The organism is Paucilactobacillus vaccinostercus DSM 20634 (assembly GCF_001436295.1).
Lineage (GTDB): Bacteria > Bacillota > Bacilli > Lactobacillales > Lactobacillaceae > Paucilactobacillus > Paucilactobacillus vaccinostercus.
This window is the reverse complement of the sequence record NZ_AYYY01000061.1, coordinates 311062-322159: the sequence shown is the minus strand read 5'-3', so window position 1 is coordinate 322159 and position 11098 is coordinate 311062. Positions and strand designations below refer to the sequence as shown.

Genomic DNA, 11098 nt, shown 5'->3' with positions numbered 1-11098 from the left:
AAAAAATGGAGCCAAAATTCTAATAATTCTAGAATTTTGGCTCTATTTTTCATCGGTTGGTTAGTTTTTTCCCAGCCTCGTTTATTTAACGTTTCTTTTTCTTCTTTTTACCCCGTTTTTTCTGACTAAACGGAATCACCTTCCGGGGTTGTTTTTTCCCCGCTGTTGTTGCTGATGCGGGGTGTTGCAGATTTTCGTTGTATTGTGTTATGAATTGCTGCACAGCCTGCTCATCACTTGGATCAATGCCAGCCTCCATCAGCTGCATGCCTAATTGTTTCGCAAATCCCCACTGTTGCTTATCTTGTGAGTTTGAAACAACCTGATCCGCCGCCTCATTGACCGCTTCAAGCACCTGATCCCCAAGAAAGATCGCATCCGCATCAATGGCATAGGTCACAAATTGCCGCATAACGGGGATGACATGGGTAAAGTAATCGACCGTGGCAGTCGTCTTGGTTGGAATATAGTACGTCAATACATCAAACATGGGGGTTGGTGACCAATCGTCGAGAATTTCTTCGGCCGCGTCAATCATCCAGTCGGCCACCGAAGTGACGATCGACTGTACCATTTTTTGATCACCAGCAGTCAATTCTTGGTACTGCGCCGACTGCTTAAACTGATATAGCAACTCTAGGACCGTGTCTTGATTTTGTTGCTTCAATTGATCCAGCTCATCTGCGGTCAGTTCGATATCATCCTCGTCATCGTCATCGATTCCAAAAATAACGTCTTCGGCACTAAGTTCTTCTTGTTCGTCATCTAGCCAGGGTTGCATCCACGTCATGTACGTCAAAACTTCATCTTGATTTTGCGTCACAAAATCCATCATGCTCGTCATGTCGTGAAAATCGCCCTTCTTATCGGCCATCATTCGTGCCAGCGTCGCGGCATGCCGATCAATGTTGTCTAATGAGGCCATGTAATCCACGCTCGGCCGTACGTCACTAATCATCGCCAGCAACTGTGCTGCGTGCTTCACCGTAATCTGGTCGGTAGCGGATAAGTAGTTCACCAAACACCGAATGACCGGTACAATCACCGCTGCGTCTTCCGGTAGCAACCGCATATCTAACGGCAACATCCCCGTCAGTACAACGCTGACACCCGGATTGCTCCACTGCTGGGGTTCCTGTTGAAACCGCAGTGCCATCGCATCCACAAACGCGTCCACAATCGTCATCTTGGCCTCTTGGTCGGCATCAATGCGCTTAAACTCGCTCCGAAATTGCAATTCCATTTGCAATTTAATCTTAAATCGCGTGATCACGTTCTTGCGTTCATAATCGGCGACCAGCTGTTCCAACTCATCGCGCTGCTGGTTCAAGTCATTCAGGTGATATGCCGCTATCGCCCGCCGTAATGCGTCCTGCATGGTTGCCCGATTTTCATCCAGTGTCCGTGTGATCACCGCCAAATTATTCGGCTGTAAAAATTCTTGGTACGCCTTCAAAACCGGCACCACGGCCACTTGAAATTTACGATCAACCACGTCTTGATCAGTCGCAAAATCTCCCAGCATAACGGCTTTCACACTCTTCGCCGTCCAGTGCTGATCATCACGGTGCTCATCTTGTTGCATGAACTGATTAAATCGTTCAATAATCACGGCCGCATGCGTCTGCTGGTTAGCAGATAGTTTACGATAGTGTGCCGACGCCAAAAAAGCCGTCGCATGGTGCTGATTTTGTTCATAATTCATTTCTTGCATGGTGGTCGACCGCCCTCACTTTTTTCTATTATGATACCCGATCACACACTTCAACGGGATCCCAAACACAAACTAAGCTCAATCACTCAGTTCATTGCGACTCTGCTTATTTATTCCGTAGATCCACGACCGAGTTACGAATAATCGGGATGGGTTCTACCGCATCGCGGACCTTTGAGCGCACGGGTAACTCACCTTTGAGCATCTTGGTCAGTAGTTTAATGCCCTTGCGCGCAATCAACTCGGTAGGCTTATTAACCGTCGTCAACGCCGGTAATAGATATTTAGAATACCGCGTATCATCATACCCAGAAATCGAAATATCTTCCGGCACACGATATCCCAGATCCGAGCAAGCCCGAATCGCCCCAATCGCCATTTCATCGTTTGAACAAAAGACGCAAGTCGGGTGCAAGCTACTCGACAGAATTTCGCGCATCGCCGCGTAACCACTCTTAGGAAGATAGTTTCCATCGGCAATGAACATCGGATTCACCGTTAACCCATGTTCGGCCAGTGCGTCACGGAAGCCACGCTCCCGCTCGTGACTCGAAGCAAATTGTTTTTCACCACGAATCAAACCAAAGTCTTTATGCCCCAGCCGAATCTCGTAATCCGTAATCGCCTTTGACCCCACGTACTCATCCACGATAATGTTCGGCACATCCCGGCGATCAATGGGGCGGTTCAAGACCACCATCGGCAAGTTACGCTTAAAAATTTCATTGATGGCTCGGTCATCGGACTTCGCCTGGCTCACCACCAACGCGCCGTCAAATTTTTGGACGGCCGATGACCGATCACCATCCTGCATGCTGTTAATCGAAATCGAATATTCAGAGGGGAGGTTGTTGTTAATTTCGTGCACGACGTCGGACAAGAAACTATCAGAAGTCCCGACATCCAAACTCGTGAAAAACACCCCGATTAAGTACGTTCGTTGACTTGCAAGCCCCTTGGCATTGATATTTGGCACATAGCCGAGTTGCTCGGCGATTTTTTTGATCTTAAACTTAGTTGCCATCTTGACTGCTGGACTGTCATTCAGCGCCCGCGATACCGTCGTATGTGATACACCGGCAATATTGGCGATGGTGCGAATAGTGGCATCTTTCTTACTTGAGGCGATTTTAGTCAACTCCCTTACCCGTTCATAGAATTAATTAACTTAAATTATAGTTTAAATGAAGGCGTTTTAATAGTTATTTGCCATTTTTATGTAAGCAAAAGAGGCTGCAACAAAGTCACAGCCTCTTAAACTAGATGTCGTTAACGACCATCTTCAGGTTAATCAAATTTAACGCTCAATCCCAAGCAACATGACCAATTTTCAAACTGACTTATCCTGAACAACACGTCATTAACGCGCATCCGATTGCGCGATCTTATTTGCCAAATAATTCTTCTGGAGTGGCATCGTTGAAGAAGCCAAAGAAGTTGTAGGCGTTGTTGTAAGAAATATCTTGCACGATCTTGCCAAGGTACTCTTCGTCATCCGGCACACGACCCGCTTCTGCTAATTCACCGTAGAAGTTACATAGCACGCGACGGAAATATTCGTGACGTGGGTATGACAAGAAGCTCCGTGAGTCGGTCAACATCCCAACAAAGTTTGGTAATAAGCTTTCTTGAGCAAAGACCCGTAGTTGTTCGTGCATGCCTTCGGCAGTATCGTTAAACCACCAGCCGGCACCTAATTGCATCCGTTGAACGCCGCCTTCAAGGAAGCAGCCCATCATTGTGGCTAATTCCATCCAATCGTTCGGGTTCAATGAGTAGAAGATACTCTTGGGGATGTCTTCGGTGTTGCGCATCTTCGTGTAAAGCTTTTGGATGTGCAATGCGATATCTGGTTGTGTCCCCACAGCATCGTAGCCGGTATCAGCACCTAATTGATCGTACATTGGGCGGTTCAAGTCACGAACTGAGTTAACGTGGAACTGCATGGTCCAATCAAATTCCTTATTGTACTTCATGAGTTCTTCAAGCAAGGCCGTCAAGTACTTGTCTTGTTCGTCGTCCGTCAATGGTTCGTTCTTGATTCCTTTTTGCATAATCGCGTTGATTTCATCTTCGCCTGCTTCGATAAAGTGGTAGGTCCACAGTGAGTGATCTGAGAGACGGCCACCCATTTCATTGAAGTATTCAAAGCGTTGGTGAACAGCTTTCATCATGCTCTTGAAGTCGTTGATTTCCACACCGGCTGCCTTGCCTAACGTTTCCAGATATTCGCCGTAGTTTGGTTTGAAAATTTGGATCAAACCGTCTGGACGCATTGCTGGTAAGACACGGAAGCCATTTTCCTTTTCTTCTGCCTTGAGTAACTTATGATACTTCAAGTCGGAAGCCGGATCATCGGTCGTGCAGACCGCTTTAACATTAGAATTCTTGATTAAATTGCGTGGTTTGAAGGCGTCGGTTGCCAATTCGGCGTTTGCCTTTTCCCAGATTGCAGGTGCAGTTTGGGTGTTGAAAGTTTCGTTGATACCAAAGAACCGCCGTAATTCAAGGTGTGTCCATTCATATAATGGGTTCCCAGCAGCCTTTTCAATCGTTCCAGCCCAAGCAAGAAACTTCTCGTATTCGTCGCCGTCGCCAGTGATTAATTCTTCTGGAACACCATTTGCCCGCATTAAGCGCCACTTGTAGTGATCACCATAATGATCTTCGTTAATCCAAATCCGTGTGATATTTGGATAGTTCTTGTTCTCATAAATTTCCTCTGGGTTTAAATGACAGTGAAAGTCAATGATTGGCATATCCTTTGCGTAGTCGTTAAACAGTTTAACGGCCATGTCATTTTTGAGCAAAAAGTTATCATCTAGTAATGCCATGAAATACACACTCCCTTAAATTTTTGGCGATACTTGGTACTGAGTTATAACAAAATGTTAGAACTCACTTTCAAATGACGATAAGCCTGCCAATCCGATAGGAATGACCGACTTATCCGATTAGTAACTAAACGTTACCCTTATTTTGGTTCGTACTTAGCCCGTACTTCATCACGAGATGCAGACTTGCCTTGTAATAAGTCAATGTGTTCTGCGATGTGACGGTTCAAGTAGTCATCGTATTGATCTTGGTGCTTCTTCAAAGTATCGAAGAAACGATCACGGAAGACATAACGGAAGCTTTCTTGGTATGTCAACAGGTTCCCATACATCGTGTGAATGATTTGACGTGGGTTGTCATCGGTTAACAATGACATTACGTTATCATCGGTGATGGTTTCTGGCTTAGGTGAGTTGTCCTTGTCAGCAGTGAAGACGTAGAATGGTTTAACATCCTGAAGGTTGTTGTAGGCATATGAGTACATTTCCTTCATCAATTCAGGATCAACCTTAGCGATCACACGCATTGCTTCGAGCCAGTTAGTCCCGGCCGTCTTAACGTGCCAGCCAGTACCGTCGTCCAACTTGTGCACGATTGGGTATACTGACAGCTTGTCAGAACCTGAGTGAATACTTACACGGTAGCCAAAGTGCTTAGAAATAGCTTGGTGAATCTTGTATTCACGTTCGAAGCGGTCCAAGTCACCAATGTAATCAATGGCTTTTTGGAATTCACCATAGAACTTAGGTGCCAATGTTTCTGGAGTAATGCCACGAACATTCAATTCGTTACCGAAGAAGTAGTGGTTAGCTGGCGTTGTTGGCACAATGGTTTCATCCATTGAGATTTCAAAGTCCAAACTGTTTGGTTCGATGAAGCGGTGATAGATATATTCGCCATAGAGAACGGCATCGAAGAAGATTAATACTGATTGTTCCATATCCTTCTTCGTGAAGTGTACTTCGGCACCGTCGCCAAGATCAAAGGTCTTGTCAAGGTATGTGTCGGTAAAGTACTTCACATAGTCATCATCCAAAGCATTGAACTTAGCATCCAATTCTTCATCAGTAAGATCAGCGATTTCGTTGTGAATCTTCTTCGTTGCATCCAAAGTGATCATTGTGCAGCCACTTTCAACGGCATATTCAACTTCGTAAGGTTCCTTAACGTGGTCACCATCGGCGCCCCAGCCTTCAGTCCAGCCTTCTTCGAAGATGGCCCAAGCAGCTGATTGCACAACATCTAATTCAGTGCGGTCTGTCAATAGTAATTCACGAATTGATTGTTGGCCCAGGATAGGGAAGATTCCACGGCCCTTGAATAAACGGAGATGGGCGTTTGAGGCGTTGCCTAAACGATCACCAAGACCGAATGTGTACTTGTAGCCGTGACGTGAAATTGGCTTTAACCATGGGAAGCGTTTGCTCAACGCATCGTTGTTAACCTTAGTTAATTCAGTAACCAGCAACTTCTTGCCAGTTCCTTCGCCAACTTCTGCTGATTCAACAGCATCGAAGTCACCAGTGGTGCTTCCTGTTTCATAAACAACCAAATGCTTGTCGTCATTAGCATGTGAAATGAAGTAAACATTTGTACGGTCAACTTGAATTGATGGAACGTATACATCCTTGTCGCTCAGGTTAGAATAATCACCATTTGCGGCTAAAATCTCTTGTGCGTCATCAATATACTTACTTGTACTCATTAAATTACCTCCATAAATTTTTTTAATCGTTACTTACGATTATTTTTCGTCTTGATCACCGATGGTTCCTTTTTCCCACTTGCCGGCATCCAAGTCAGTCGCAATTCTTTCGAAGTGTTCGTCGTTCAACTTGTAAAGTAATCCGATAACGATAGCGGCAATAATCATACATGCGCCAGGATAAAGCGTCATCGCACCCTTGATACCAAGCAAAGTGCTTGAAGTTTGGTGAGCATTTGCAACATAACCAGTGATGGCAAGAATACCAGCACTGACGATAGCAGCTAATGATTGCGCGATCTTACGTGAGAAGTTGAAGGCAGCATACGTAATTGCTTCTTTACGCATCCCAGTATGCCATTCCCCGTAGTCAATAACGTCAGAAACGAAGGCCCATGTAATCCCATTAGGAATACACATTGCAGCATAACCAATTGTAACCAGAACAATAAACGTCGTTGGGTTAGTAGGCATTACAAAGTTCAAAAGACTTGCAAGTCCACTAATGACCAAGCAGACAACCGTGGTCTTCTTCTTACCGAAGAGCTTTGTCAAGAATGGGATTGAGAAGATCGCAATGATCGAAACACCCATCATGATTGAGTTAACCAATGGTTGATAGTTAATGTTACCTAAGTTGTATTGCGCGAAGTAAACCATCATTGTGTTGTTGGTGTTCATTGCTGAAATCGTAAACAATGTCATCAAGATAATGGTAAACAGAGGACCGTTCGTAAAGACAACCTTTAAGTAGTCTTTTGCGGCACTACCAGAAGCACTCTTGCTTGCCTTTTTACGGTCAATCTTAACGTTTTCCTTTGTTCCTAAGAAACAAACGAGGAACATCAAAACACCAACGGCGGCAAAGATTGCAGCTGCCCAGAAGTAACCATGGCGTTCGTTTGCAGAACCCATACCACCACCAAGCAATTCCATCAGAGGAATAAATGCAACACCGGCGATGAATTGAGCCCCAACGGAACCAATTTGACGGGATGTCGCCATGAAACTACGATCTTGCGGGTTACGTGACATAACCGAAGCAAGTGACCCATAAGGATCATTGGTAAATGAATAAACTAAGCCCCAAATCATGTATGCAGCATATGCGTAAATGATTCGGCCGCCGCTGGATAAGCCCATCGGCATGGTAAAGGTTACAACGGTCATAATTCCTAAAATAATAGCTGAGAGCATCATAACCGGACGGAACTTACCTTGCTTACCAATATTTGTCCGGTTATCAATTAATGATCCAGCAATTGGATCCATAAATGCATCAAAAATCTTTGTGAAAGCAAAGATCCCAGCAACGACACCGGCGCCGATACCAGCAGCATCGGTCCAGAACTTAGTCAAGTATGCTTGTCCTAAGTCAAACATGAAGCCGTTACCAAAGTCACCAAACCCATAAGCGATCTTTTGGCTTACCGGAATCTGTTTGCTATAGTTAGAATCGGTCATCTTTTGAGCCAGTGACGGTTCGCGGTGATGCCCTGTACTTGGATTGTCACTCATAATTAATTTCACTCCCTTTTTTCACAAAATGCACACGGTAACATTTCGTTCAAAAAAAATATAAACTCTAAACACCAAAACAAACCAACGATTTAACAAGAATAATATGTCACACGAAGCGCTTCGGTTTATTGGCAATGAATTATTTTTGTTAACGGTTACATTGTAGACCATATCCAGCTTTTGTCAACTTGTTTTTTTCGCTGTTTGGTATCCAAACCGGCGATTTTTTAGTAAAATCAGCAACACGCTAAGTGAGCTGTCATTTTTGGTAAACCGGTACAATCGGCGATATTAGGCGCTTTTTTAGCGTCATAATGTGACCGGTAACATTTCTTTTTTTACTATTTTTTAACTAAGCAACTTTTTTGTTAATTTTCGTTTCATCCTTAAGATACCGCGGATCTGATGAAATATGATAAACTTAAAGGGATAAACAAATCCATGACGCCGCGCATGGCCGGGAGGTTCAACTGTGGTCACTATTAGAGAAGTAGCAAAATTAGCGGGGGTTTCCATGACGACCGTTTCACGAGCTTTCAATCCGAAGGCGGTCATTAAGGAAGATACCCGTCAGAAAATATTTAAAATCGCCAACGACATTGGCTATGCTCCGAACATCAGCGCCCGGGGACTAGTCACCAACAAAAAATTTGTAATTGGCGTCTTTCTTTCTAGTATTCACACCAATATGTCTACCTATTTGTCCGATATTTTAAGTAACATCCATGATGCCCTTCCCGACAACTACCTCCTATCCGTTGAAGGCATCGATCGAATTGATAACATCGAGCAAAAGGTTAAAAACCGATTCGACGGAATTTTGGTGGTCAGTCAATCGGCGGCCGACAACCAGTTCATCTATAAAATGAAAACGAACCATATTCCAATGGTCGTCGTCTTGCGAAAAATGGATAATCCCGAAATTGATAACATCTACCCCGATGACGAGCGGGCCATCTTGGATGCAGTCAATTATATTGCCGACCAGGGCCACCAACGAATTGGGTTTATTGAAGGACGGCCCGAATTTGAAGCCACCATTGCGCGGCGCCGGGGCATTGAGATCGGCTGTGCTGCCAATCATTTGGTGCTCGTTGACGACGCCGTTAAAGTGGGAGACTTCAGTCCAGCAGCTGGTAAAAAATTGATGGCCGAAATTTTGCAACTCCCCGCAGCAACCCGCCCCACCTGCGTTATCTGTGCCAATGATGACATGGCGCTAGGCGCCATGCGGGCGTGTTACGAACGGGGCGTCAAGGTCCCGGATGACATTTCCATCATGGGATTTGATAACGTGGCCTATGCCCGCTTGAGCACGCCTTCCCTCACCACTATCAATAACCCGATTCAAGAAATGGCCAGCGCCGGTATCAAACGGTTAATTTCAATCATTGATAATCCCCATCAAGAACGACTATCGATGGTCATGACGCCAGCACTAGTGATCCGTGAATCAATTGGTCAACAAAACTAACGGATAAGTTTCCAACTTAATCACGATAAAAAAGCAAAACCACCCTTAATTGCAATGTCGCAATTTTGAGGGTGGTTTTTTGACAGCAATTTTCATCGCACTCCGGTTCAACACTAATTTACGTTTTTACGTAAAATGTTAACGTTAACACTTTAATTTATTTTCTTAGCTCGTCAAAACAGCGTCATTACTGTAATCGCTTACCAATCCACTGTATCAGCTTATAAACTTGTTCTTGTGTTTTATTTTTTGATATGTTACTGTGTGATTGTCAAAAACATGTTAACGTTAACATTTCTTGTTAACCTGTTTTGATATCTCTTAACCATTGCAATGGGGATATTTTTTTGCTAATAATTGAAAGCGCTTTTGTCGTTTGTTCTATCAATCATGTTGTTTCAACTCACAAGGAGGAGTCGTCACATGGACGCTAGTTCTAAGAAGATTCGCCCAATTGGTCAAATCTCAGTCGGCGAAAAAGTCGGGTTTGGGCTCGGTGATATGGCCTGTAACCTGGTCTATGCAAGTATCTCTAGTTATCTGCTATTTTTCTATACCAATGTTTTTGGTATTAGTGCTGCAGCTGCAGCGTTAATGTTTCTTATTGTTCGTTTTGTTGATGCATTCTCGGACCCAATCATGGGATTCATCATCGATCATACTAACACCAAGTTCGGTCGTTACCGGCCGTTCCTACTGTACGGTGCCATTCCGTTTGCCGTGTTAGCCATTCTTTGTTTCTCAAGTCCATCATTTCAGGGCGCCACAAAGTTAATTTACGCTTACGCGACTTACATCTTACTTTCCGTTTGTTATACATTCGTCAATGTGCCTTATGGTGCCTTAACGGCCGCCATGACAAACGACCAGCAAGAATCTGTTAGTTTGACAACGTTCCGGACTTTCTTAGCCAACGTTGGTCAAGTTATCGTTGCCTTCGGCGTACCATTCCTCGCCGATGCTATGACTAAATCCGTGGGACTATCACGGGCATGGCAATTAACAATGGTCATTATGGGCACAATCGGTGGTGTCTTGTTACTAATCTGTTTTGGGACCACCCACGAACGGGTGAAGACCCCCGCCAAGCATTTGAAGATCTCTGTTAAAGACGTCTTCCACCAGTTCCACGTGAACCGGCCATTGGTTGTCCTTTGTATTTTCTTCTTTGTTATCTACGGCGTTAAATCCGTTGTCAGTTCTACCGGGATCTACTACGTGACCTACTATGTGGGCCGTGCCGACTTGGTTAAATGGTATTCACTTGCCGGAACGCTGCCTGCTCTGGCCTTCATCCCCTTCATTCCATGGCTTGCCAAAAAGCTATCGAAGTTCCAATTGATCATTTTGTCCGTTTCTGCCGATATCATCGGGATGGCCGGTTTGTTCTTCTGCCGGCCAGAATGGATCGCCCTCATCTTCATTTCTCGGGGAATTGCCTCCGTTGGGAATGGGATGATCAGTGCCTACATGTGGGCACTCATTCCTGAAACCGTTGAATATGGTGAATGGAAGACCAATAAACGGATGGGTGGTATGATTTATGCCATTATCGGCTTCGTGTTCAAGTGTGGGAACGCGCTTGGTGGGATGTTACCCGGCCTAGTACTCTCCATGACGGGTTACGTTGCCACTGCTCAACATCAAAGTGCTGGTGCCATTCACGGTATCGTCATGGCCACTACCATCTTACCAATCATCATCTACTTCATCGCGATCTTCTCAATGAAGTTCTACAACTTGGACAAGGAAACCTACGCTAAGATTTCTGCCGACCTCCAAGCCCGCAACGCAAAGGAATTAGATTCCGAAAACTAATGCAATATTTTGTAAACGAAAAGAGTGATTT

General features: G+C 44.7%; 7 protein-coding genes. 2 read left to right on the top strand and 5 right to left on the bottom strand.

Annotated features, from left to right (window positions below; translation table 11 throughout):
* Positions 1 to 85 precede the first annotated feature (85 nt).
* The 5 genes from FC26_RS10355 to FC26_RS10335 form a co-directional block, all read right to left on the bottom strand.
* On the bottom strand, positions 86 to 1714 hold the full coding sequence (locus FC26_RS10355) for a hypothetical protein (RefSeq protein WP_057780308.1): 1629 nt from the start codon (positions 1712 to 1714) through the stop codon (positions 86 to 88).
* Positions 1715 to 1820: 106 nt separating this feature from the next.
* Complete coding sequence (locus FC26_RS10350; RefSeq protein WP_057780306.1) at positions 1821 to 2852, bottom strand: LacI family DNA-binding transcriptional regulator; 1032 nt, start codon at positions 2850 to 2852, stop codon at positions 1821 to 1823.
* Positions 2853 to 3099: 247 nt separating this feature from the next.
* Positions 3100 to 4548 carry a glucuronate isomerase gene (gene uxaC / locus FC26_RS10345; RefSeq protein WP_057780304.1) on the bottom strand — a complete coding sequence of 483 codons (1449 nt, stop codon included), beginning with the start codon at positions 4546 to 4548 and terminating at the stop codon, positions 3100 to 3102.
* Between the two features lie 140 nt (positions 4549 to 4688).
* The gene (locus FC26_RS10340) at positions 4689 to 6254 is read right to left on the bottom strand and encodes a tagaturonate epimerase family protein (protein ID WP_057780302.1); all 1566 of its coding nucleotides are present in this window, start codon (positions 6252 to 6254) and stop codon (positions 4689 to 4691) included.
* Between the two features lie 39 nt (positions 6255 to 6293).
* Positions 6294 to 7772 carry a glycoside-pentoside-hexuronide (GPH):cation symporter gene (locus FC26_RS10335; RefSeq protein ID WP_057780300.1) on the bottom strand — a complete coding sequence of 493 codons (1479 nt, stop codon included), beginning with the start codon at positions 7770 to 7772 and terminating at the stop codon, positions 6294 to 6296.
* Positions 7773 to 8247: 475 nt separating this feature from the next.
* Between FC26_RS10335 and FC26_RS10330 the strand changes: the two genes are divergently transcribed.
* Positions 8248 to 9249 (top strand): LacI family DNA-binding transcriptional regulator, encoded by a 1002-nt coding sequence (locus FC26_RS10330; RefSeq protein ID WP_057780298.1) that lies wholly within the window; start codon positions 8248 to 8250, stop codon positions 9247 to 9249.
* A 423-nt stretch (positions 9250 to 9672) separates the two neighbouring features.
* The gene (locus FC26_RS10325; RefSeq protein ID WP_057780296.1) at positions 9673 to 11067 is read left to right on the top strand and encodes a glycoside-pentoside-hexuronide (GPH):cation symporter; all 1395 of its coding nucleotides are present in this window, start codon (positions 9673 to 9675) and stop codon (positions 11065 to 11067) included.
* The last annotated feature ends 31 nt before the right edge of the window (positions 11068 to 11098 follow it).

Coding starts and splice junctions, on each gene's coding strand:
- FC26_RS10335 (WP_057780300.1), bottom strand. CDS start 7,772: ATGAGTGACAATCCAAGTACAGGGCATCACCGCGAACCGTCACTGGCT.
- FC26_RS10340 (WP_057780302.1), bottom strand. CDS start 6,254: ATGAGTACAAGTAAGTATATTGATGACGCACAAGAGATTTTAGCCGCA.
- uxaC (WP_057780304.1), bottom strand. CDS start 4,548: ATGGCATTACTAGATGATAACTTTTTGCTCAAAAATGACATGGCCGTT.
- FC26_RS10325 (WP_057780296.1), top strand. CDS start 9,673: ATGGACGCTAGTTCTAAGAAGATTCGCCCAATTGGTCAAATCTCAGTC.
- FC26_RS10355 (WP_057780308.1), bottom strand. CDS start 1,714: ATGCAAGAAATGAATTATGAACAAAATCAGCACCATGCGACGGCTTTT.